Consider the following 22,206-nt stretch of genomic DNA (forward strand, 5'->3'; position numbering starts at 1 on the left):
GTGATCAGGTCAGTGCCGCCAGGCTATGAACCAGATCGGTGTTCGACACCGCGATCATCAGGCTTGCCAACGTCATGGCGCGGGAAGAGAACCGCATGTCGCCGCCCTTCAGAAATCCATAGGCCATCACCAGAGCTGCGACAGGCGCGTTCACGGCAAGCAGCGAGGCATTCATGGCGTGGGCGGCCAGTTGCAGCGGGCGCGACGGCTGTTCAACCTGTTGCACGTCGTCGCCACAAGGATACAGCGCTTCGCGCAGGCGGCCCAACTCTGGGTCATGCCAGCGTGCTGCCTCGCCCTCGGGTTGGGCCTGCATCTCCTTGGCGTCTTCGGCCATGGTGATCTCCAGATCCGCTGCTGCCTCGCGGGCGGCCTCTTCGTTCAGCATTTCGCCGATGTTCGGCGTGGTCAGCCGGGGCAGGGCATCGACCAACTCGTCCAGCGTCTCTGAGGTGGCGATGCCGGGGATGTGATGCCACAGCACAGCTTCATGCGGGATGCGGCGCTGCACACGCTCGGCCAGTTGCACGCACATCGTGTCATGGGCCGGGAACTGCCCGGCCACCGCCGCGATGGGCGAGGGGCCGACCGAGATGGTCAGGCAGGACAGGCGGTCGAGGCCGATACCCTCGCTCCAGCCCAACAGAATGCGTGTGCCCGGCATGTCGAACAGCGCGATATCTTCGCAATCCCACGTCAGATTGACGGCGCAAGACGCAAACCGACTAAGCACCGAGTCGAGGTCGCCGACCAGCCGCGCAAAGTTCACCTGGGTTTCAGCAGCACACACAAGCTGACAAATCGTACCTGGCATGGACTGTCCCATAGCGCCCTCCGATATCTGAACAACCTGACCGTGTAGGCGGATTGTGCCCTGAAACTGGTTCGAATGTGGCAATTAATAGGCAATTAACCAAATGCCCGGTTTCGTTTCAGTTTTTTCGACCTGACGCCGCTGGTTGAACGATTGTTGGGTCTTCCGTACCCGACCTATCCGAAAAGACATGTCCTTCCGGGTGGCACCTGTCCGAAAAGACAGGTCTTCCAGGACAGGTTTGGCGAATCACCAAAGGAAAAGGCCGCCCGTTTCGGGGCGGCCTTTCCAACACATTGTTGCCCTGATCAGCAGGAGTAGTACATCGCATATTCAACCGGGTGGGGTGTATGCTCATAGGCGTACACTTCTTCCCACTTCAGGCCGATATAGGCGTCAAGCTGCTCTTTCGAGAACACGCCGCCTGCCAGCAGGAAGTCCATGTCCTTCTCCAGCTCTTCCAGCGCTTCGCGCAGGGAACCGCAGACGGTCGGGATTTCCGCCAGTTCTTCGGGCGGCAGGTCGTACAGATCCTTGTCCGAAGCCGGGCCGGGATCGATCTTGTTCTTGATGCCGTCCAGACCTGCCATCAGCAGGGCCGCAAAGGCCAGATAGGGGTTCGCCGCCGGATCGGGGAAACGCGCCTCGACGCGCTTGGCCTTCGGCGATTCCGTCCACGGAATACGAACGCAGCCCGACCGGTTGCGGGCCGAGTATGCGCGCAGAACCGGGGCTTCAAAGCCGGGGATCAGACGCTTGTAGCTGTTGGTCGACGGGTTGGTCAGCGCGTTCAGCGCCTTGGCGTGCTTCAGGATGCCGCCGATGAAGTACAGGGCTTCCTGCGACAGGTCGGCATACTTGTCACCGGCGAACAGGGGCTTGCCGTCCTTCCAGATCGACATGTTGACGTGCATCCCCGACCCGTTGTCGCCCTTCATGGGCTTGGGCATGAAGGTCACCGACTTGCCATAGGCGGCGGCGACGTTGTGGATGACGTACTTGTACTTCTGGATATTGTCGGCCTGTTCGACCAGACCACCGAAGATCATGCCCAGCTCGTGCTGGCAGGTGGCGACCTCGTGGTGGTGCTTGTCCACCTTGATGCCGATGCGCTTCATCGTGGACAGCATCTCGCCGCGCAGATCCTGCGCTTCGTCGATCGGGTTCACCGGGAAATAGCCACCCTTGTGACCCGCGCGATGCGCCTGGTTGCCAGACTCGTATTCCGTATCGGTGTTCCAGGCCGCCGCATGGGCGTCGATCTGGTAGGCCACCTTTTGCGGCGTGACCGAATAGCGCACGTCGTCAAAGATGAAGAATTCAGCTTCGGGGCCGCAATAGAACGCATCGCCCAAGCCCGAGGATTTCAGGTAGGCTTCGGCCTTCTTGGCAATCTGGCGGGGGCAGCGGTCATAGGCTTCTCCGGTGTCCGGCTCGACCACGTCGCAATGCACGCACAGGGTTTTTTCGGCGTAGAACGGGTCCATATAGACCGACGACGCATCCGGCATCAGTTTCATGTCGGACTGGTCGATCGACTTCCAGCCGGCGATGGAGGAACCATCGAACATGAAGCCTTCTTCAAAGAAGTCTTCATCCACCAGGTCGGTCACCAGGGTGACGTGCTGAAGTTTGCCTTTGGGGTCGGTGAAACGAATATCGAGATATTCGATTTCCTCGTCCTTGATCAGCTTCAGAGCTTTTGCAACTGCGCTCATCTGACTGCCTTTCGGTTTTCAGGGTTTCGTTTCAGGCGGTTGGGCCTGGGTTCTCACACAGCATCATCACCGGTTTCGCCGGTGCGGATGCGGATGGCCTGTTCAACGGGAGAGATGAAGATCTTGCCGTCGCCGATCTTGTCGGTGCGCGCGGCCCCGATGATCGCCTCGATGGCGGTGTCCACCATGTCGTCAGAAAGCACGACCTCGATTTTCACCTTGGGCAGGAAATCGACAACGTATTCCGCGCCCCGGTAAAGCTCGGTATGGCCTTTCTGACGTCCGAACCCCTTCACCTCGGTCACTGACAGGCCCTGAATCCCGGCTTCCTGAAGGGCTTCCTTCACTTCATCCAGCTTGAATGGCTTGATGATCGCCTCGATTTTCTTCATGGGCCGACTCCCCCCGTATTTGCACACGACCCCACTGACCACTTCCTTCAGGGGGCCACAATTGGCTAGGGTTGGGGCGGGGCATCCGGTCGCGGGAATCCGCGCTTGGTGATGAAAAAATAGGCAATACGCCATTAAATCAGGCTGTTTGAAAACTGCTGAAGGACCGCAATGACAGAACTGCTGACCGCCGCCCAAATGCGCAGCATCGAACAGGCGGCAATCGCCTCGGGTCAGGTGACCGGGCTGGAGCTGATGGAACGCGCCGGGCAGGGCGTGGTCGAGGCGATTTTCGAGGAATGGCCCGAACTGGCCCGCGCCCCGAGCCGCGCCGTGGTCCTCTGCGGGCCGGGCAACAACGGCGGCGACGGGTTCGTCGTGGCGCGGCTGCTGAAGGGGTGGGGCTGGGAGGTGGAGGTGTTCCTCTACGGTGACGCCGAGCGGCTGCCGCCGGATGCGCGGGTGAATTATGAGCGGTGGGTGGGGATGGGGGAGGTGCGTATGCTGGATGAGACGGCGCCTGTTTATTTGTCGCGGCCTGATCTTGTTGTGGATGCGCTATTTGGTATCGGCCTGTCGCGGTCCTTGCATGGAATTCTGGATGACATGGCACGAGAGGCCATGGATATGGCGGCAGTCTGGTATGACGTTGCCATCGACATGCCGAGCGGTCTGGACAGTGACAGCGGCAAACCGCTTGGCAGCGTGTTTCCTGCGGAACTTACGGTCAGCTTTCATGCTCCGAAAGTGGGGCATGTTCTTGAAGATGGCCCTGCCCGATGCGGCAAGCTGCGGATTGTGGACATTGGGCTGGAGCAAACGGCGGGCCGAATTCGCGGTGAGCGGAACAAATTGCCCCTGCTTGAACGTCAACGCTTGAGCCGAGAAACCATCACGCTCACCTTCGAAACCAGTCAACTTTACAAAGGTAGCGACGAACACAAATACGCCCACGGCCACGTCCTCATCCTTTCCGGCCCATCCGGCCATACCGGAGCAGCCCGCTTGGCCGCACGGGGCGCCTTGAGGATCGGGGCGGGGGTGGTGACGGTGGGGTGTCCGCCGGATGCCCTCCCCGAAAACGCTGCGCGGCTGGACGCGGTGATGCTGCGGGAGGTGGCGGACGCTGCCGGGCTGCAAGGGGTTCTGGAGGACAAGCGGATCAACGCGCTTTGTCTTGGGCCGGGGATGGGGACGGGGGCGAGGCAGGCTGAACTGCTGGGCGTGGCATTGGCGAGTCGGGGTGAACCCCGACCTACCGGCCCCGTAGGTCGGGGTTCACCCCGACTCCGCCGCCACATCGTCCTTGACGCCGACGCGCTCACGCTCCTGTCGCAGCACCCCGACCTGTTTGCCGCCCTGCACGAGGGCTGTGTCCTGACCCCCCATGCCGGCGAATTCGCCCGGCTTTTCCCCGACATCGCGGCGAAACTGGCGGAACCCGCGACCAGAGGCCCCGCCTATTCCAAGGTGGATGCCACCCGCGAAGCCGCCGCCCGCGCCGGTTGCGTCGTCCTCTACAAAGGCCCCGACACGGTGATTGCCGCGCCCGAAGGCCGCTGCGCCATCAATGCCGCCGTTTATGACCGCGCCGCGCCCTGGCTGGCCACGGCAGGATCGGGCGATGTGCTGGCGGGGTTCATCACCGGGCTTCTGGCGCGCGGCTTCAGCCCCTTCGATGCCGCCTGCACCGGGGCATGGCTGCATGTGGAATGCGCCCGCAGCTTTGGCCCCGGCCTGATCGCCGAAGACCTGCCCGAGGAATTGCCCAAGGTGTTCCGCGCCCTCGACCTCTGACCCCTTCATCTTGGCATAAATATCCCCCGCGGAGCGTCCCTTGGCTGGCCAAAGCTGCCTCCGGCGGGGATATTTGGGCCAGTATGAAATCAGGCGTCGAGTTCGACCCAGACCGGCACATGATCGGACGGTTTCACCCCGCCGCGCACGGCCTTGTCGATGCCGGAGGACATGAGCAGATCTGCGGCTTGGGGGCTGCACATCAGATGGTCGATGCGGATGCCGTTGTTCCTTTCCCATGCGCCGGCCTGAAAATCCCAGAAGGAGTAATGGCCGGGGCCGGGGTGCTGGATGCGGAAGGCATCGGTCAGGCCGAGATGTTCCAGCCGGCGAAAGGCCGCGCGGGATTGGGGCAGGAACAGCGCGTCGGTTGTCCAGGCCTCGGGCTTTGCCGCGTCCTGTGCTTCGGGGATCACATTGTAATCGCCGAGGAAGATCAGTGGCAGTTCATCGGCCATAAGGGTGCGCGCCCGCGCCTCCATCCGGGCCATCCACGCCAGTTTGTAATCATACTTCGGCCCCGGCGCGGGGTTGCCGTTGGGCAGGTACAACCCGCAGACCCGAACCTTGCGCGCGCCCTGAACCGTCGCCTCGATCCAGCGGGCCTGTTCGTCACTGTCATCGCCGGGCAGGCCGCGGACCACATCGGTCATCGGCAGCTTCGACAGGATCGCCACACCGTTGAAGCCTTTTTGGCCATGGGTTTCCACCTGATACCCCAGCGCCTCAAACACCTCGCGCGGGAAGTTTTCGTCGACCGATTTGATCTCTTGCAGGCAGACCACATCAGGGCGGGCCTGTTCCAGCCATTCGGGCAGGGCCTCGATCCGGGCCTTGATGCCGTTGATGTTGAAGGTGGCGATCTTCATGGGCGGCTCTCCTGCCTTTTGCCCGTTCTAGGGCGCGGGCTGGTTCGCGGCAAGCCAAAGGGCATCCAGCGCGTCGATCTGGGCCAGATCAAAGCGGTCGGCCTCCTCCCAATAGCGGCCAGAGGGGCTGTGATAGTTCAGCGCCCTCTCCCGCGCCAAGGCCTGCGCGGCCAGTTCGGTATTGAAGGGCTGGAGGCGCAGCTCGGCCAAACCCTGCAACATCGCGCGCGGCCAGACCAGCCGCGACGGCCCTTCCGACAGGTTGACGGCGGCACAGCCCGCCATGGCGGCCAGAATGCGGAAGCGGGCCGATTTCGCCTCTAGCGAGCGCAGGGTGATATCGGCGCGCAGCGGGTCCGGCGTGCCTGTTCCGTAGAAATGGGTCGGTCCGGTGGCGGGGTAGTGCATGTCACAGCCATAGGCGGCAATCACACGGGGCTTTAGCGTGTGGAGTATCCAATAGGCAGTGGTAAAGGCCATTGTTCCGCCTGCATAAAGAAATCCGCCCAAGGCGTTTTGGGCAGGTACGAAATCTTCTTGGGTTATCAGGCGTTGATCCGGCCCGGCAATGGGGCGGCGGTCTTCGGGGAAGTCCCATGGAAAGATCGCATCGTCCCAATCGGGGCGGATACGCCAGGCGTTGTTGATGGCGACAATCCGGTCAAACCCGGCTCGGGGCCAATCTGCGGCCTGCACCGCCTGCGGGCCGGACCCCAGCATAAGAACCACCGTCACAACGCCCCCATCACCTGTTTTCCCGCGACAGTTAGGGCGCGGGCGGCGATTGTCACGATGAAAGCGATGGTGTCAGATCGAAAAACTCGTCCCGCAGCCGCAGGACGCCGTGGCATTGGGGTTTTCCACCACGAACCGCGCGCCGATCAGCTCTTCGGTAAAGTCGATCACCGCGTTTTGCAGGAAGGGCAGGGACACGCTGTCCACCACCACCTTGGCGCCATTCTTTTCCAGCACCAGATCGTCCGAGGCCGGATCATCCAGCCGGATGTCATACTGAAACCCGGAACAGCCGCCGCCCAGCACGCCCACGCGCAGGGGTTTGGCATCGCCGGTCAGGTCGGCAATCTCGGCCAGCCGGGCAAAGGCGCGGTCGGTCACACGGGGGGGCAAGGTCAGGGTCATGGTTTGTTCGCGTGTTCAGGGCCGGATGGGTTGAATATAAGGCGGCGCAACGCCCCGAACAAGGACGAGCCGATGCTTGCCCCCTTTGCCTGCCAGCCCGAGGCCTCTCGGGGTCGGCTTTTCACCGAACAGATGTCGTCTTTCCGCAGCCCGTTTCAGCGAGATCGTGACCGGATCATCCATTCGTCGGCCTTTCGCCGGCTGAAGCACAAGACGCAGGTCTTTGTGGAACATGAAGGCGATTACTACCGCACCCGCCTGACCCATTCGATCGAGGTGGCGCAGGTGGCGCGCACCATCTCGGGCGTTCTGCGCCTGAACACCGATCTGGCCGAGGCGATCGCGCTGGCCCATGACCTTGGCCACACGCCCTTTGGCCATACCGGTGAGGATGCGCTGGAACTGCTGATGCAGCCCTATGGCGGGTTTGACCACAACGCGCAGGCGCTGCGCATCGTCACCCGGCTGGAAAAGCATTACGCCGATTTCGACGGGCTGAACCTGACATGGGAAACCTTGGAAGGGATCGCCAAGCACAACGGCCCGGTGACTGGTCCCAACGCCGATGCCAAGCACGCAGGCCCGCTGCCCTATGCGCTGGCCGAGGTGAATGCGATGTGGGATCTGGAACTGCACACCCATGCAAGCGCCGAGGCGCAGGTGGCGGCGATTGCCGATGACGTGGCCTATTCGCACCACGACCTGCACGATGGGCTGCGTTCGGGCCTTTTCACCGAGGCCGACCTGATGGAGCTGCCCGTCACCGGCCCGGCCTTTGATGAGGTGGACCGCCTCTATCCCGGCCTTGATAAATCCCGTCGCCGGCATGAGGCGTTGCGCCGTGTGTTCGGTCGCATGGTTGAGGATGTGATTGCCGTCGCGCAGGGCCGACTTGACGCGGCACAGCCGAAATCGGTCGATGAAATCCGCCACATGGGCACCACCATCATCCGGTTTTCAAAGCCGCTGTATCAGGAACTGAAGGCGATCCGGTCGTTCCTGTTCACCCGCATGTACCGTGCGCCTTCGGTGGTGGCGATGCGGGCCGAGGTGACACAGGTATTCAACGGGCTGTTCACCTTGTTTCAGGCGCACCCCGACCGGTTGCCCGAAGAATGGCAGGCAGATGTGGCCATGGCGCAGGATGATACCGCCCTTGCCCGGGTGATTGCCGATTATGTGGCTGGCATGACCGACCGCTTTGCACTGCAAGAAGGCAAGCGGCTGTTGGGGTAGGTGGTGCGTCTTTGGGCCAAGCGGTGCGTCTCAAGTACGCACCATCAACGCCGCCGCGCCGCCGCGATCCAAAAGCCCACCAGCACCAGCGACAGGATCGCGTTCCAGCCCGGCATGGAAATGCCCATCATCGCCCAAGCGATCTTGTCACAGGCGGCAGGGGCACCCACCGTGATGTCGGTGTTCAAGAGGTCGGCGCCCGACACCCCCTCCATCGTGTTGACGGTGCAGGTCGCCAGACCCTCCCACCACTTTTGCTCTACCCCCACATGGAACAGGCCGATCCCCGCGCTGGTCAGCGGGGCCAAGGCCCCCAGCATCGGCAACGCCCGGCCCGGAATGGCCAGCGCCAGCGCGCCAATCCCCACTGCCGCCATATGCGGATAGCGCTGATACCAGCACAGCACACAAGGCGCGAGGCCGCCGATATACTGAAAGGCAAAGGCCCCCAGCACCAAGGCCAGCGACCCGGCGGCCGCGATCAGGATCAGGTGGTTGCGCGTCATTTAACCCTCATGCAAAACGCCAGATTGCCCAGCCGATGGCCGCCGCCGCCGTAAGGCCGGCAGCAATCCAGGCAAAGCGCCGCTCGACAAAGGCGGCCATGGCCACACCGTATTTTTGCAGCAGCCAAGCCAGCAGATAGAACCGCCCGCCGCGTGCGATGATCGCCGACAGGATGAACCATTTCAGGTCAAACCCGATCACACCCGACAGGATGGTGACCACCTTCATCGGCGGAATATGGGAAAAGCCCGAGGTGACCAGCATCAGCAGAATGGCCGCATCGCCGGTGCCACCCTTCATCGCCTCAAAATCGTCAATCTTGCCGGCGGCTTCCAGCATGGGCCGGGCCACAAGATCAAAGAAGTAATGCCCGATCACCCAACCGAAAACGCCCCCCAGCACCGACATGACCGAGGCGATCAGCGCATAGCGCATGGCGCGTTCGGGCCGTGACAGGCACATCGGCACGAACAGCACATCGGCGGGAATCGGGAAGAAAGAGCTTTCGGTAAAGCTGATCACCCCCAGCGCCTTGGGCGCATGTCGCGACCCGGCCCAGGTGAGTGTCCAGTTGTATAGCCTGCGGAACATGCAGAGCCCCCTTGGTTCGGTGTCCTTTGGCCATGCCGCGCCCCGAAGGTCAAGTTGGACGATTTGCACCTTGGCGTGATCCCGGTATGATCGGGCCATTAGGTGCGGGGAGTGTGACAATGGAATGGCGTGGACGCGAGCAAAGCCGGAATATCGAAGACCGGCGCCGGATGGGCGGTGGCGGTGTGCGGGCCGGGGGCATTGGCGGCGTCGGTGTAATTGCCGTCGTGGTGATCGGCTACTTTCTGGGCATCGACGTGACGCCCCTGCTGAATGACACATCCGTGACCGGCGGAGGTCAGGTGACCCAAGGCGAGCTGACGGCAGAAGACAATGCAGCGGGCGAATTCGTCTCGGTCAATCTGCGCTATACCGAAAAGATCTGGGACCAGGTGTTCCAGGAGCAGGTCGGCCAACCCTATCAGCCGGTGACGCTGGTGTTGTACAAGGGTGTCACGCAGTCGGCCTGCGGTAGCGCATCGGGGGCGACGGGGCCGTTCTACTGTCCGGGCGACAAGAAGGTATATCTGGACACCGAATTCTTTACGACCATGCAGCAGCAACTGGGCGCGGGCGGCGATTTCGCCATGGCCTATGTGGTGGCGCACGAGGTCGCGCATCATGTGCAGGACGAGTTGGGCATCCTGGGCAAAGCCAATGATTATCGTCAGCGTGTCAGCGAGGCGGAAAGCAATGAGATTTCCGTGCGCATCGAATTGCAGGCTGATTGCCTGTCTGGCGTCTGGGCGCGCGCCGTGCAGGACCGTTTCGGCGCGATCCAGCAGGGCGATTTCGAAGAGGCGTTCAATGCCGCCAAGCAGATCGGCGATGACACGCTGCAACGCAGTGCAGGCCGCGTTCCCATGCCCGAAAGCTTCACCCACGGCACCTCTGCCCAAAGGTCGGGCTGGTTTGCCAAAGGGCTGAAGTCGGGCCAGATGGAAGTTTGCGACACCTTCGCTGCCCAACAGCTCTGAAACCCCATTGAGCCTGTCGCGCGGACCTTGTAAGAGAGGCCCGCGTGCGGGTGTGGCGGAATGGTAGACGCGACAGACTCAAACTCTGTTTCCGCAAGGAGTGTCGGTTCGAGTCCGACCACCCGCACCAGAATTTCCTATTTCATTTTAGGTGCGTAGCACGCAACAAGCGTTGCTGCTGCCTGTCCGGCAGCGATGAAATAGGCCGGGTCGCGGTGCGTCAGCGATGCGGAAAAGGCGCCGTCCAGCAACAGAATGATTTGTCGCGCCAACAGTTTGGCAGGTGTCAGGCCAGCGACGTCCAGTTGTTCGGCAAGCCACGTCTCGAACCCCGCTTTGTGGCGCGCACCGACCTTGACGGCAGGGTGGCCGGGCAGGGCGGCGAGTTCCGCAGTTGTCCGCAGAAAGCCGCAGCCTTTCCATTTTGGATGACGTGCCACCTTGGCCAGTTCGTCAAAAATCGCCTGCACTTTTGCTGGCACTCCACCCTCTGCTGCCACGAACCATGCCGTCATGCGGGCCAGATTCGGCTGATCACGCGCCTCCAGATAGGCGGCGATCAACTCGTCCTTGCTGGTGAAGTGGTAATAGAGCGTGCGTTTGGTCACACCTGCCGCCGCAGCCACAGCATCAACGCTGACCCGGCCTATCCCCTCGGCATAAAACAGTTTTTCGGCGGCATTAAGGATGCGGGCGCGGGTATCGGTCTGGGGTTTCATGGCTCTATGTATACTGACTAGTGAGTATACATTATCTGAAATATCCACATCCTGCCAATATCTTGTACTAGGAGGGATGCGATGACGGATCTTGTTTTGATGGAAACCGATGGCCCGGTGGCTTTGCTGACGCTGAACCGCCCTGCCAAACTGAACGCGCTGAGTTATGAGTTGATCGACAGGCTGCTGGCGCGGCTGGATGATATTGAAGGCGACGCCCGTCTGCGCGGTGTCATCCTGACCGGCGCGGGGCGTGCCTTTTCGGCGGGCGGCGATATTCCGCAATTTGCGGCTTCGGTCGGGCAGGGGCCGCATATTGCCCTGCGCGACTTTGTGGCGCGGGGGCAGCGGTTGACCGCGCGGATCGAGGCGTTTCGCAAGCCGCTGATCGTGGCGGTGAACGGTCTTGCCTATGGGGGCGGGTGCGAGATCACCGAGGCAGCCCCCCTTGCCATCGCCAGCGACCACGCCTTGTTTGCCAAGCCAGAGGTCAGGCTGGCGATGCCGCCCACCTTTGGCGGCACGCAGCGGCTGCCGCGCCTTGCCGGGCGCAAGCGGGCGATGGAGTTGCTGCTGACGGGCGATGTCTTTGCGCCCTATCGGGCGCTGGATATGGGGCTGGTCAATGCCGTGGTGGCGCATGACGCGCTGATCCCGGCCACGCGGCTCCTCCTGGACCGTATTCTGGCCCATTCGCCGCTGGCGATAGAGGCGGTGATGATGGCGGTCACGCGCGGCCTGAACATGCCCATCGCCGAAGGTTTGCTGGTCGAGGCAGAGCAATTCGCCCGCATGGCCCCCACCGCCGATCTGGCAGAGGGGTTGGCGGCTTGGCTCGACCGCCGTCCTGCCAGCTATACCGGATTCTGGAATGCGACGGCTGGATGAGGCGGCTGACTGACAGGCCCCCTTGCCACTGTGACCCAAAGCGGGAAGGTGGGGCCAAGGAGATTCCCATGGCCCACAGTCACGAACATGATGCCGACGATCCGTCTGCGCCCGCGCTGACCTTGCTGACCATCTTCGGCCTGCTGGCCGGGCTGGCGGCGGAATATGGCGGGGCGCCCCCCTTCGCGCAGTGGTTCGGCTATGGGCTGGCCTATTTGGCGGGGGGGCTGCCCGCGCTGCGCGGCGCGCTGGAAGAGCTGTGGCACGACCATGTGCTGGATATCGACCTGCTGATGGTGGCGGCTGCGCTGGCCGCCGCCTCGGTCGGGGCGCCGACCGAAGGGGCGATCCTGCTGGCGCTGTTCAGCTTGTCCTCGATGCTGGAAGGTCGCGCGATGGGCCGGGCGCGCCGCGCGGTCGAGGCGCTGATGGCGCTGCGGCCGGATACCGCTCTTCGCCGCACCGCCACCGGCATCGAAGAGGTTCCGGCAGCTTCGCTGGTTGCCGGTGACATCGTGGTTCTGCGCCCTGGTGCGCGGGTGCCGGTGGATGGGGTGGTGATCGAGGGCCACGGCTCGCTGGATGAAAGCACGATCACCGGCGAATCGATGCCGCTGGCCAAAGGACCGGGCGCGCAATTGTTCGAGGCGACGGTGAACCTGGACGGCATTCTGGGCATGCGGGTCAGCAAGGCGCTGGCCGATAGCACGGTAGCCCGCATGATCCGGCTGGTGACAGAGGCGCAGGCGGCGCGGTCGCCGTCAGAGCGGTTTTCGGAATGGTTTGGCCAGCGCTATACGGTTGCGGTGCTGGTGGGGTCAATTCTGGCCTATGTCATCATGCGGCTGATCGGGCTGGTGCATGGCGATGCGATGTACCGCGCGGCGACCTTGCTGGTGGCGGCCAGCCCCTGCGCCGTGGTGATCTCGGTTCCCGCAGCGATTCTGTCGGCACTGTCTGCGGCGGCGCGGGGCGGCGTGCTGTTCAAGGGCGGGGCCGCGCTGGAAACGCTGGCGGCGGTGCGGGCCTATGCCTTTGACAAGACCGGCACCCTCACCACCGGGCGCGCAGATCTGGTGGCGATTGCCGCACCGGATATGGAGGACGACGACTTCCTGTCCCGCCTGGTCGCACTGGAGGCGCAGTCGGAACATCCCGTCGCCGGTGCCCTGCGCCGGGCGGCGGCAGAGCGTGGCATCGCGGTGGCCGAACGCACCGGCGTGCGCAGCATCCCTTCAGAGGGAATCGTGGCGGGTGAGGGCGAAGCCTGGGCCGGAAATCCGCGACTGGTGGCGCGGATGGGGGCGGCGGTGGATCACCCCGCAGTGCAGGCACTGGCGGCGGGCGATTCAACGACGATCTATTACGGCGAAGGCGCCCGCTTGCTGGGGGCGGTGGCGGTGGCCGATACGGCGCGGTCTTCGTCGGCTGCCAGCCTGTCGGCGCTGCGCGACAATGGCGTGACTGGCATTGCCATGATGACGGGCGACAGGCGGGCGGTAGCCGACCGGATCGGTGGCGATCTGGGCCTGCGCCCGGACGAGATTCACGCCGATCTTTTGCCACAAGACAAGGTGGCGCTGGTGGCGGGGCTGGCCAAACATGGCAAGGTGGCCTTTGTCGGCGATGGTGTGAACGATGCCGCCGCCCTTGCGCGGGCAGATGTGGGCATCGCCATGGGGGCTGCGGGCAGCGAGGTGGCTTTGCAGGCCGCTGATGTGGCGCTGCTGTCGGATGAGATGACGCAGCTTGCCGCCGCGCACCGCCTTGCACGGCGGACGGCGGGGATCATCCGGCAGAACCTGATCTTTGCGCTGGGGATGATGGTCATTCTGGTCGTGGGGGCCTTGTGGGGTGAACTGCCCTTGCCGCTGGCGGTGGTGGGGCATGAGGGCGGTACGGTTCTGGTGGTGCTGAACGGGTTGCGGTTGCTGGCAGACCCGATCCGGCGTGGCGCGAAGGGGTAGGCGTCGGCGGCGGGGGCGCTTCGCCCCCGCACCCCCCGAGGATATTTAGAGAAGGGGAACTGGTTTGATGAGCGGTAAAACCATTCTGATCACCGGCGCAGGCTCTGGCATTGGCCGGGCCACGGCGCGGGCCTTTCATGCGGCGGGCTGGCGCGTGGCCCTGATGGGGCGACGAGAGGCGGCGCTGCGCGAGACCTTGGCCGAGGGGCTGATCCTGCCCGCCGATGTGGGCGACCCGGCACAGGTTCAGGCGGCGTTTGACAGGCTGGCGGCGGAATGGGGGCGGCTGGATGTGCTGTTCAACAATGCAGGCCAGGCGGCCCCTGCGGCCCCGATTGATGAGATTCCGGTGGAAAGCTGGCTGTCGGTGATGAATGCCAACATCAACGGCATGTTTCTGGTGGCGCGCGCCGCCTTTGGCCTGATGCGGCGGCAAGACCCGCAGGGCGGGCGCATCATCAACAACGGCTCGATCTCGGCCCATGTGCCGCGCCCCGGATCGGCGCCTTATACCATGTCGAAACATGCGGTGACGGGGCTGACGCGGACGCTTGGCCTGGACGGGCGGCGGTTCAATATCGCCTGTGGGCAGATCGACATTGGCAACGCGCTGACCGAGATGGCGGCGGCCTTTCCCGGCGGCGTGCCGCAGGCGGATGGCGCGGTTCGGGCAGAGCCGGTGATGGATGTGGCCCATGTCTCGGATGCGGTGCTGCACATGGCGGGGCTGCCGCTGTCGGTCAATATTCCGTTCCTGACCATAATGGCGCGCGACATGCCCTATATCGGGCGCGGCTAGGGGGTGGGCGCGGATGGGCTAGCGCCTGTCACATTCCCCGCCTAGCCTGCGCCGCAAAGGAGACTCACCATGACCCTGCGCGACCCTGCCTTTACCGCCCCCGGCCGTTTCTGGCGCGGCAATCTGCACACCCATTCCACCAATTCCGACGGTGTTCTGCCGCCCGAGGAGGTCTGCCGCCGGTACCGCGCCGAGGGCTATGACTTTCTGGCGCTGACCGATCACTTCGTCGGCCTCTGGGGCTATCCGATTTCCGACACCACCGGCTATCGGACCAATGATTTCACCACGATTCTGGGGGCCGAACTGCATTCCGGCGCGATGGCCAATGGCGAGTTATGGCATATTCTGGCGGTGGGTCTGCCGCCGGATTTCAAACCCTCGAACAGCCCGCATTTCACGCCGGTCGCGGGGCAGGAAACGGCGGCCCAGATCGCGCAGCGCGCGGTCGATGCCGGGGCCTTTGTGGCGATTGCCCATCCGCAATGGTCTGGGCTGACGCTGGAAGATGCGCGGGGCGTGACGGCGGCCCATGCGGTGGAAATCTATAACCACGGCTGTGCGGCGGGGTGCGACCGGCCCGATGGCTTTGCGATTGCCGATCTGTTGCTGACCGAGGGGCGGCACCTGACCATGGTGGCCACCGACGACGCGCATTTCAGCGAGCCGGATTTCTTTGGCGGCTGGGTGATGGTCAAGGCGCAGGAAAACACGCCCGAGTCTTTGCTGGCGGCGCTGAAGGCCGGGCATTTCTATTCATCGCAAGGCCCCGAGCTGCGCGACGTGCGGATCGAGGGGAATATGGTGGTGGTGGAATCCTCTGCCGTTGTGTCGGTTATCGCCATCGGCTGGGGCACCGGGGCCAAGGGCGTGCATGGCCATTCGATGACCCGCACCGAGGTGCCGCTGGACCGGTTGAACGGATCGCCTTGGGTGCGTGTGGCGGTGATCGATGCGGCGGGCAAGCGGGCCTGGTCGAACCCGATCTGGCGCGAGGCGGGGGCGAACCCGCGCCGGGGCTAAGGGCAGGACCGGGGGCTTACCCCCGGACCCCCAGGATATTTATGAACAGATGATGAGGCGGGGGAGGGTGCGTGATTTCACGCACCTGCCTTAGTTCCCCAGGATGCCCGGCAGGCGCAGGCCGTGTTCGCGCGCGCAATCCAGCGCGATGTCATAGCCCGCATCAGCATGGCGCCAGACACCCGAGGCGGGGTCGTTCCACAAGACCCGCTCCAACCGTTTGGCGGCCTCTGGCGTGCCATCGGCGACGATGACCACGCCGGAATGCTGGCTGAACCCCATGCCGACGCCGCCGCCATGGTGCAGCGACACCCAGGTGGCACCCGAGGCTGTGTTCATCAGCGCATTCAGCAGCGGCCAATCCGAGACGGCATCAGAGCCGTCTTTCATGGCTTCCGTCTCGCGGTTGGGCGAGGCGACGGAGCCGCTGTCCAGATGATCGCGACCGATCACGATGGGGGCCTTGAGCTCTCCGCTCGCCACCATCTCGTTGAACATCAGGCCGGCGCGGTGACGGTCACCGAGGCCGATCCAGCAGATGCGGGCGGGCAGGCCCTGAAACGCGATGCGCTCTGCGGCCATGTCAAGCCAGCGGTGGAGGTGGTGGTTTTCCGGGAACAGCTTTTTCATCGCCGCGTCGGTCTTGCGGATGTCTTCCGGGTCGCCCGACAGGGCGCACCAGCGGAAGGGGCCGATGCCCTTACAGAACAGCGGGCGGATATAGGCGGGCACGAAGCCGGGGAAGGCGAAGGCGTTATCAAGGCCTTCGTCCTGCGCGACCTGCCGGATGTTATTGCCGTAATCGAGCGTCGGCACATCGGCGTTCCAGAAATCGACCATCGCGGCGACATGTTGCTTCATGCTGGCGCGGGCGGCGGATTCAACCGCAGTCGGATCGGTTTCCTGCTTGGCGCGCCATTCGCCCACCGTCCAGCCCGCCGGACAATAGCCGTGCAGCGGGTCATGGGCGGAGGTCTGGTCGGTTACGATGTCGGGGCGCATCCCGCCCGCTTTCATCCGGGCGTAGATTTCGGGGAACACCTCGGCGGCATTGCCCAGAAGGCCTACGGACTTCGCCTCTCCCTTTGCCGTCCAGTTGGCAATCATGGCGAGGGCTTCATCCAGCGTCTTCGCTTTGGCATCCAAATATCTGGTGCGAATACGGAAATCGATCCGCGTCTCATCAACTTCGACGGCCAGACAGCAGGCCCCGGCGAAGACCGCCGCCAAGGGCTGCGCGCCGCCCATGCCGCCCAGACCGCCGGTCAGAATCCACTTGCCGGTCAGGTCACCGTTGTAATGCTGGCGACCCGCTTCCGCGAAGGTTTCATAGGTGCCCTGCACGATGCCTTGGGTGCCGATGTAGATCCACGACCCAGCCGTCATCTGGCCGTACATCATCAGGCCCTTGCGATCCAATTCGTTGAAATGCTGCCAGTTGGCCCAATGCGGCACGAGGTTGGAATTGGCGATCAGCACACGCGGCGCATCGGCATGGGTGCGGATGACGGCAATCGGCTTGCCGGACTGCACGATCAGCGTTTCCTCTGGTCCAAGGTCTTTCAGGCTGGCGACAATGCGGTCAAAATCGTTCCAGGTGCGGGCAGCGCGGCCGATTCCGCCGTAAACCACCAGCTCATGCGGGTTTTCGGCAACGTCTGGGTGCAGGTTGTTCATCAGCATCCGCATCGCAGCCTCTGCCCCCCAGGTTTTGGCGGTCTTTTCGGGGCCGGTCGGCGGATAGATGTCGCGTGTGTTGTGGCGCGGGTTGGTCATGGCGGGCCTCACAGGGTGGGGAAGGTCAGGGCGGTGGATTGTACGATTGTGCTATCGCCGATCAGCGCGGCGGCGGCGGCCAGATCGGGGGCAAGATAGCGGTCGTCGCCAAGGGTGGCGACGCGGGTGCGCAGCGCGGCAACCGCCTTTTGCAAGGGCACTGAAGTGGGCAGGGGTGCCCGGAAATCAATGCCTTGCGCGGCGCAGATCGCCTCGACCCCCAGAATGTGGTTCAGGTTTTCGACCATCCGCCCCAGACGGCGCGCGCCATGGGCGGCCATTGAAACATGGTCCTCTTGGTTGGCGCTGGTGGGGGTGCTGTCGATCACGGTCGGATGGGCGAGGTGCTTGTTTTCGCTCATCAAGGCCGCCGTCGTCACCTCGGCGATCATCAGGCCAGAGTTCAGGCCGGGTCGGGGCGTGAGAAATGCGGGCAGATCGAACGACAGTGTCGGGTCCACCATCAGTGCCACGCGGCGTTGGGCAATCGCCCCGATCTCGCTGATCGCCATGGCGATCATGTCGGCGGCGAAACCCACGGGCTCGGCATGGAAATTTCCGCCCGAAACGATGCGGCCATCGGACAGGACCAGCGGGTTGTCGGTCGCCGCATTCGCCTCAATCTCCAGCGTGCGGGCGGCCATGCGCAGCACGTCCATCGCGGCACCGGTCACCTGCGGCTGACAGCGGATGCAATAGGGGTCTTGTACGCGGCTGTCGCCCTCGCGGTGGCTTTCGCGGATCACCGAACCGTCCAGCAGGGCGCGCAGGGTCGCCGCAGCCTTGATCTGGCCGGGCTGGCCGCGCAGGCTGTGAATTTCGGGTTCGAGTGGTGCGGTCGATCCCATGATGGCATCGGTCGAAAGGGCCGAGGTCACCAAGGCGCCCTGCGCCGCCGTCCACGCCCCGAACAGGCCCGCCAGCGCATAGGCGGTGGAAAACTGGGTGCCGTTGATCAGGCCAAGCCCCTCTTTCGGGCCAAGCGTGATCGGGGAAAGCCCTGCTTCTTCAAGCGCCTGTCGTGCGGGCTTGATCTGGCCTGCGAACTCGGCCTCACCATGGCCCAGCATCACCGCCGTCATATGGGCAAGGGGCGCAAGATCACCGCTGGCCCCGACTGAACCTTGGGCGGGCACCACGGGTGTCACACCCTTTGCCAGCATGTTCTGCAAGAGATCAACCACCAGCCAGCGCACGCCCGAGGCCCCGCGCGCCAGTGACAAAAGTTTGAGCGTCATCATCAGCCGCGTGGTGGCGCGGGGCATCGGCTCGCCCACACCGCAGGAATGCGACAGGATCAGGTTTTCTTGCAGCTTTGCCGTATCTTGCGCGGCGATCTTCAGGCTGGCAAGTTTGCCGAAGCCGGTGTTCACGCCATAGACCGGCACATCCCCAGCGGCAGCCGCGGCAATATGGGCGGCAGCCGCCTCAATCGGCGCGCGCGCGGTGTCGGCCAGACGGGCGGTCGCTTCGGTGCGCCAGATGCGTTCCAGTTGGGCAAGGGTGGTCTGGCCGGGAATCAGGATTTCAGGCGTCAATTTGGCCTCCGAACATGCGGGCAAGAAGGGGCGTCGCCCCGATGGTGTAGGAAAGTTGTGCCGGGTGGGTGGCATCCCACAGGCACAGATCGGCCAGTTGGCCGGGGGTGATGGTGCCCCGGTCGGTCAGGCCAAGGGCGCGGGCGGCATGGGTGGTGGCACCCAAAAGCGTCTCTTCCGGGGTCATGCGGAACAGGGTGCAGGCCATGTTCATCGTCAGCGGCAAGGACGCGACGGGGGCTGTGCCGGGGTTGAAATCGGTGGCGACGGCCATGGGAATGCCCGCATCGCGCAGCGCCTGAATTGGCGGCTTTTGGGTCTCGCGCAGGGTATAGAAGGCGCCGGGCAGGATGACGGCGACAGTGCCCGCTGCGGCCATGGCCGCAATACCGTCAGCGCCCAGATATTCGATATGATCCGCCGACAATGCGCCAAACCGGGCGGCCAGAAGGGTGCCTTTCTGGTCCGACAATTGTTCAGCATGCAGCTTGACGGGCAAGCCCATGGCCCGGGCCGCAGTGAACAGGCGTTCCACCTGATCTGGCAAAAAGGCAATGCCTTCGCAAAAGGCATCGACCGCATCGACCAGCCCTTCGGCATGGGCGGCGCGCAGCGAGGGGATTGCCACCTGTTCGATGTAATCCATTGCGCGGCCAGCGTATTCCGGCGGAATGGCATGGGCGGCAAGGTGGGTGGTCTGCACGCGCAAGGGGCGGTGGCTGGCGATCTGGCGCGCCACGCGCAGCATTTTCAGCTCATCCTCAACGCTCAGGCCATAGCCGGATTTGACCTCGATCGTCGTGGCACCTGCTGCCATCATCAGGTCGGCGCGGGCAAGGGCCTGCTCCAGCAGCACCTCTTCACTGGCCGCTCGGGTGGCGCGGACGGTCGAGAGGATGCCGCCCCCGGCGCGAGCGACCTCTTCGTAACTCGCGCCGTTCAGCCGCATTTCGAATTCCAACGCACGGTTGCCGCCAAAGACGATATGGCTGTGGCAATCGATCAGGCCGGGGGTCAGCAGATGCCCGCCGCAGTCGTGGCTGGGCAGGGCGGCATAGGCTTCGGGTATTTCGGACATCCGTCCAACCCACAGAATCCGGTCTGCTTCAACCGCGACCGCGCCCCCTTCGATCAGGCCATAACCGCCTGCCATCGTCGCCACCGTGGCATTGGTCAGAAGAATCGCCATACCGCTTGCCTTATGTCTGAGGTTGGCGCTAATATGTCTGCACATAATGACCGCTGTCAAGTCGAGGGTGCCATGACCGTGATCTACGCCAAAACCGCTTTGCTGCCCGAGGGCTGGGCAAGGGATGTTATGGTGGTGGTCGAAGCGGGGCGGATCGCCTCGGTCGAAACCGGTGTGGCGGGGCCAGCGCAGGGCGGCGCGGTGGATTGCCTGCTGCCCGCCATGGTCAACCTGCATTCCCACGCGTTTCAGCGGGCGATGGCTGGGCTGACCGAGCGGCGCGGCAAGACCAATGACAGCTTCTGGACCTGGCGCGAGTTGATGTATCGCTTCCTTGGCCGCCTGACGCCCGCGGACGCGCAGGCCATCGCTGCCATGGTGATGATGGAGATGGCCGAGGCGGGCTATGCCGCCGTGGCCGAATTCCACTATTTGCACCACGCGCCGACCGGGCCTTATGACGATCTGGCTGAAATGTCGGGGCGGATCGCGGCAGCGGCCCATGAAACCGGGCTGGGGCTGACGCTGCTGCCGGTTCTTTATGAGCGGGGCGGTTGCGATGGCCGCGCGCTGAACGAGGGGCAGCGGCGGTTCGGCAATGACCCCGACCGGTTTGCGCGGCTGTGGCAGGGGGCGGCGGGCCATGTGAAGCGGCTTGGGCCGGATGCCAACATGGGGGCGGCCCCGCATTCGCTGCGCGCTGCCACGCCGCATGGGTTGCGCATCGCGGCGGGGCTGTGCCCGACGATGCCGGTGCATATCCATGTGGCCGAGCAGGAGGCCGAGGTGGCCGAGGTGGTGGCCGCGACCGGGCAGCGCCCGGTGGACTGGCTGCTGAAGAATGTTGAACTGACCCAGCGCTGGTGCCTGATCCATGCCACCCAGATGACACCCGAGGAAGCGGTGGGCATGGCAAAATCGGGCGCGGTGGCGGGGCTGTGCCCGATCACCGAAAGCAATCTGGGCGACGGCATTTTTGATGGCCTGCGGTTTCGCGGGGCGGGGGGCGCGTTCGGCGTTGGGTCGGATTCCAACGTGCGGATCTCACTGTCCGAGGAGTTGCGGACGCTGGAATATTCGCAGCGGCTGGCCGGCAAGGGCCGGGCGATGCTGGCCGAAGAGGGGCGGTCGACCGGCCGGGTGCTGTATGAAGAGGCGGCGCGGGGCGGAGCCTTGGCCGGGGGGCGGCAATCGGGGGCGATTGCGCCGGGCATGTGGGCCGATCTGGTGGCCTTGGATTGTTCCGGCCCGGATATGGAATTTGCGGCGGGCGATACCTTGCTGGATACGTTCATATTTGCGGGCGACGACAGGATGGTGGCCGAGGTCTGGTCTGCCGGGCGCCATATCGTGACCGGTGGGCGGCATACCGAGCGCGATGGCATCGTGGGGCGCTATCGGGGCGCGATGGCCCGGCTGCGGGACGCGCTGTGATTTCCGGCTGGGAGGGCATCCGCGAAGAGGTGCTGCGCCGCATTCGCGTGCGTGACTGGCCGCCGGGTGAGACGATTCCAACCGAGGAAGAGCTGGCGGCAGAGTTCGGCGTGGCGCGCGCCACGGTGAACCGTGCCTTGCGCGAACTGGCGGGCGCGGGGGTGCTGGAGCGGCGGCGCAAGGCGGGCACGCGGGTGGCGCTGTTGCCCGTGCGCAAGGCCACGCTGGATATTCCGGTGATACGCCAAGAGGTTGAGGCGCGGGGGCAGGTGCATGGCTTTACCCTGCTGACCCGAACCGAGGGCGCGCCGCCGGTGCCTGTTGCCTCTCGTCTTGGCCTTGGGCCATCGGCGCGGGCGATCTATCTGGAGACGCTGCATCTGGCCGACGGTCGGCCATTCGTGTTTGAGACCCGCTGGCTGAACCCGGCGGTTCTGCCAAAGCCGCTGCCGGATTTTGGTGTGGTCAGCGCCAATGAATGGCTGGTGGCGCATGTGTCCTATGAAACCGGCGATATCGCCTTTACCGCCGAAGCGGCGGATGCGCGTGAGGCGGCGGTGCTGGGCGTGGCCGAAGGGGCCGCGCTGTTCGTGACAGAGCGGACGACCTGGACAGCAGAGGCCGCGATCACGCTGGTGCGGCTGGCGCATGTGCCGGGCTATCGGTTGCAGACGATGATCTGAGGGGCTGCGGTCGCCCCCTCACCCTGACCCTCTCCCCCGAGGGGAGAGGGGAGGCGCTTTTCTGGCGCGGTACGCCCTGTGGCAAGGGGCACCATACTGACCAATTGGTCGCCGCTCCCTCTCCCCTCTGGGCACAGGGCCGGGGTAAG

21 protein-coding genes and 1 tRNA gene are annotated in these 22,206 nt (G+C 64.2%); 10 read left to right on the forward strand and 12 right to left on the reverse strand.

Translation table 11 applies throughout. The features are described from left to right. Window positions 1–4: 4 nt before the first annotated feature. From JI744_RS07010 to JI744_RS07020, 3 genes are all read right to left on the reverse strand, one after another. Window positions 5–814: a hypothetical protein gene (locus tag JI744_RS07010; protein WP_202658985.1), complete on the reverse strand. Its 810-nt coding sequence runs from the start codon at window positions 812–814 to the stop codon at window positions 5–7. 308 nt (window positions 815–1,122) lie between these two features. Continuing rightward, a complete protein-coding gene (gene glnA, locus JI744_RS07015) occupies window positions 1,123–2,532 on the reverse strand; it encodes a type I glutamate--ammonia ligase (protein WP_202658986.1) in 1,410 nt (469 codons plus the stop codon). Between the two features lie 53 nt (window positions 2,533–2,585). Continuing rightward, window positions 2,586–2,924, reverse strand: a complete 339-nt coding sequence (locus JI744_RS07020; protein ID WP_202658987.1) for a P-II family nitrogen regulator — start codon at window positions 2,922–2,924, stop codon at window positions 2,586–2,588. Window positions 2,925–3,095: 171 nt separating this feature from the next. On the opposite strand from JI744_RS07020, the gene JI744_RS07025 reads away from it, so the two are divergent. After that, on the forward strand, window positions 3,096–4,721 hold the full coding sequence (locus JI744_RS07025) for an NAD(P)H-hydrate dehydratase (RefSeq protein ID WP_202658988.1): 1,626 nt from the start codon (window positions 3,096–3,098) through the stop codon (window positions 4,719–4,721). Window positions 4,722–4,810: 89 nt separating this feature from the next. Here the strand turns inward: JI744_RS07025 and xth are convergent, their stop codons facing one another. The 3 genes from xth to JI744_RS07040 form a co-directional block, all read right to left on the reverse strand. Then, entirely contained in the window at window positions 4,811–5,590 is a 780-nt protein-coding gene (xth, locus tag JI744_RS07030; protein WP_202658989.1) for an exodeoxyribonuclease III, read from the reverse strand. A gap of 27 nt (window positions 5,591–5,617) precedes the next feature. Beyond that, window positions 5,618–6,325 carry a hypothetical protein gene (locus JI744_RS07035; RefSeq protein ID WP_407927508.1) on the reverse strand — a complete coding sequence of 236 codons (708 nt, stop codon included), beginning with the start codon at window positions 6,323–6,325 and terminating at the stop codon, window positions 5,618–5,620. A 72-nt stretch (window positions 6,326–6,397) separates the two neighbouring features. After that, window positions 6,398–6,724, reverse strand: a complete 327-nt coding sequence (locus JI744_RS07040; RefSeq protein WP_202659388.1) for a HesB/IscA family protein — start codon at window positions 6,722–6,724, stop codon at window positions 6,398–6,400. 78 nt (window positions 6,725–6,802) lie between these two features. On the opposite strand from JI744_RS07040, the gene JI744_RS07045 reads away from it, so the two are divergent. After that, window positions 6,803–7,966 (forward strand): deoxyguanosinetriphosphate triphosphohydrolase, encoded by a 1,164-nt coding sequence (locus JI744_RS07045; protein ID WP_202658990.1) that lies wholly within the window; start codon window positions 6,803–6,805, stop codon window positions 7,964–7,966. A gap of 44 nt (window positions 7,967–8,010) precedes the next feature. On the opposite strand, the gene JI744_RS07050 is transcribed toward JI744_RS07045, so the two are convergent. Further along, entirely contained in the window at window positions 8,011–8,472 is a 462-nt protein-coding gene (locus JI744_RS07050; RefSeq protein ID WP_202658991.1) for a disulfide bond formation protein B, read from the reverse strand. A 7-nt stretch (window positions 8,473–8,479) separates the two neighbouring features. Then, a complete protein-coding gene (locus JI744_RS07055; RefSeq protein WP_202658992.1) occupies window positions 8,480–9,064 on the reverse strand; it encodes a YqaA family protein in 585 nt (194 codons plus the stop codon). A gap of 119 nt (window positions 9,065–9,183) precedes the next feature. Between JI744_RS07055 and ypfJ the strand changes: the two genes are divergently transcribed. Then, the gene (gene ypfJ, locus JI744_RS07060) at window positions 9,184–10,041 is read left to right on the forward strand and encodes a KPN_02809 family neutral zinc metallopeptidase (protein ID WP_202658993.1); all 858 of its coding nucleotides are present in this window, start codon (window positions 9,184–9,186) and stop codon (window positions 10,039–10,041) included. A gap of 46 nt (window positions 10,042–10,087) precedes the next feature. Next, window positions 10,088–10,171: transfer RNA gene (locus tag JI744_RS07065), tRNA-Leu, on the forward strand. A 7-nt stretch (window positions 10,172–10,178) separates the two neighbouring features. Here JI744_RS07065 and JI744_RS07070 read toward each other — a convergent pair. Then, the gene (locus tag JI744_RS07070; protein ID WP_328756992.1) at window positions 10,179–10,808 is read right to left on the reverse strand and encodes a TetR/AcrR family transcriptional regulator; all 630 of its coding nucleotides are present in this window, start codon (window positions 10,806–10,808) and stop codon (window positions 10,179–10,181) included. A 33-nt stretch (window positions 10,809–10,841) separates the two neighbouring features. On the opposite strand from JI744_RS07070, the gene JI744_RS07075 reads away from it, so the two are divergent. From JI744_RS07075 to JI744_RS07090, 4 genes are all read left to right on the forward strand, one after another. Next, window positions 10,842–11,648: a crotonase/enoyl-CoA hydratase family protein gene (locus JI744_RS07075; RefSeq protein ID WP_202658994.1), complete on the forward strand. Its 807-nt coding sequence runs from the start codon at window positions 10,842–10,844 to the stop codon at window positions 11,646–11,648. A 68-nt stretch (window positions 11,649–11,716) separates the two neighbouring features. Further along, window positions 11,717–13,615: a heavy metal translocating P-type ATPase gene (locus JI744_RS07080; protein ID WP_202658995.1), complete on the forward strand. Its 1,899-nt coding sequence runs from the start codon at window positions 11,717–11,719 to the stop codon at window positions 13,613–13,615. A 67-nt stretch (window positions 13,616–13,682) separates the two neighbouring features. After that, window positions 13,683–14,414 carry an SDR family oxidoreductase gene (locus JI744_RS07085; protein ID WP_202658996.1) on the forward strand — a complete coding sequence of 244 codons (732 nt, stop codon included), beginning with the start codon at window positions 13,683–13,685 and terminating at the stop codon, window positions 14,412–14,414. A 69-nt stretch (window positions 14,415–14,483) separates the two neighbouring features. Beyond that, a complete protein-coding gene (locus JI744_RS07090; protein ID WP_202658997.1) occupies window positions 14,484–15,437 on the forward strand; it encodes a PHP domain-containing protein in 954 nt (317 codons plus the stop codon). A 90-nt stretch (window positions 15,438–15,527) separates the two neighbouring features. On the opposite strand, the gene hutU is transcribed toward JI744_RS07090, so the two are convergent. From hutU to hutI, 3 genes are read right to left on the reverse strand one after another with little or no spacing between them, the layout of a single operon-like run. Continuing rightward, the gene (gene hutU / locus JI744_RS07095; RefSeq protein ID WP_202658998.1) at window positions 15,528–17,213 is read right to left on the reverse strand and encodes a urocanate hydratase; all 1,686 of its coding nucleotides are present in this window, start codon (window positions 17,211–17,213) and stop codon (window positions 15,528–15,530) included. Between the two features lie 8 nt (window positions 17,214–17,221). Then, window positions 17,222–18,751, reverse strand: coding sequence for a histidine ammonia-lyase (gene hutH, locus JI744_RS07100; RefSeq protein ID WP_236019310.1), 1,530 nt, complete (start codon window positions 18,749–18,751; stop codon window positions 17,222–17,224). Further along, a complete protein-coding gene (hutI, locus tag JI744_RS07105) occupies window positions 18,741–19,940 on the reverse strand; it encodes an imidazolonepropionase (RefSeq protein WP_202659000.1) in 1,200 nt (399 codons plus the stop codon). Before hutI ends, hutH begins: the two co-directional genes overlap by 11 nt. A 72-nt stretch (window positions 19,941–20,012) precedes the next feature. On the opposite strand from hutI, the gene JI744_RS07110 reads away from it, so the two are divergent. Together JI744_RS07110 and JI744_RS07115 are read left to right on the forward strand one after the other, a co-directional pair. Then, window positions 20,013–21,374 carry a formimidoylglutamate deiminase gene (locus JI744_RS07110; protein WP_202659001.1) on the forward strand — a complete coding sequence of 454 codons (1,362 nt, stop codon included), beginning with the start codon at window positions 20,013–20,015 and terminating at the stop codon, window positions 21,372–21,374. Next, complete coding sequence (locus JI744_RS07115; RefSeq protein WP_202659002.1) at window positions 21,371–22,057, forward strand: GntR family transcriptional regulator; 687 nt, start codon at window positions 21,371–21,373, stop codon at window positions 22,055–22,057. The genes JI744_RS07110 and JI744_RS07115 overlap by 4 nt, the downstream gene beginning before the upstream one ends. Window positions 22,058–22,206: the final 149 nt, after the last annotated feature.

Source organism: Fuscibacter oryzae (assembly GCF_016765795.1).
In the GTDB taxonomy this organism is placed as follows: Bacteria; Pseudomonadota; Alphaproteobacteria; order Rhodobacterales; family Rhodobacteraceae; genus Fuscibacter; species Fuscibacter oryzae.